This window comes from Vibrio galatheae (genome assembly GCF_000967545.1).
Taxonomy (GTDB): Bacteria; Pseudomonadota; Gammaproteobacteria; order Enterobacterales; family Vibrionaceae; genus Vibrio; species Vibrio galatheae.
This window is the reverse complement of the sequence record NZ_JXXV01000047.1, coordinates 1-590: the sequence shown is the minus strand read 5'-3', so window position 1 is coordinate 590 and position 590 is coordinate 1. Positions and strand designations below refer to the sequence as shown.

At 42.4% G+C, this 590-nt stretch carries 1 protein-coding gene; it reads left to right on the top strand.

Annotated features, from left to right (window positions below):
• Nucleotides 1-464: GNAT family N-acetyltransferase (locus tag TW81_RS18625; protein WP_052706247.1), on the top strand; the 464-nt coding region annotated here is incomplete at its 5' end.
• Nucleotides 465-590 lie beyond the last annotated feature (126 nt).

Genomic DNA, 590 nt, shown 5'->3' with positions numbered 1-590 from the left:
GTTATGTGACAGGTATGAAATTCGAACATAAGAAAGTAGAACCAAGTAACAGTGACTTTCAGTCGTTAGTCGCTGAATTGAACTCATCGCTTACTCAAATTACGAGTGACTCTGGTGAAAGTTCGTTTGCATCTGATACTTTTGATTCATCGAAAGATGGGTGCATAGTGGTATATCAAAATAATGTCGCAGTCGCATGCGGGGTGTTTCGATACCATGAAAGTGAAGTTTGTGAACTAAAGCGAATGTATTCCAACAAATATGGTGCAGGGTCTTATTTACTGGAACAACTCGAACGCTACGCAGTCAACAAAGGGTATCGAAGAGCGGTTCTGTCGACACGTAGAGTTAACTCAAAAGCAGTCAGTTTCTATGAACGCAACTCTTACTCAGAATCGGCCGCGTATGGTAAATACATAGGTGTAAAACGCTCAATCTGCCTATCAAAGGTGCTAGTCACATAACAAAGCGTTTAAGACGGATTCACAACGCTTGGCATTTTTGGTTTGAATCAGCTTTAGTGTTTACGGCACAATGGTTTAGGTTGGGGGGCGCGTTGTTCACCACTTAACGCGGCGTTAGGTTGCTTT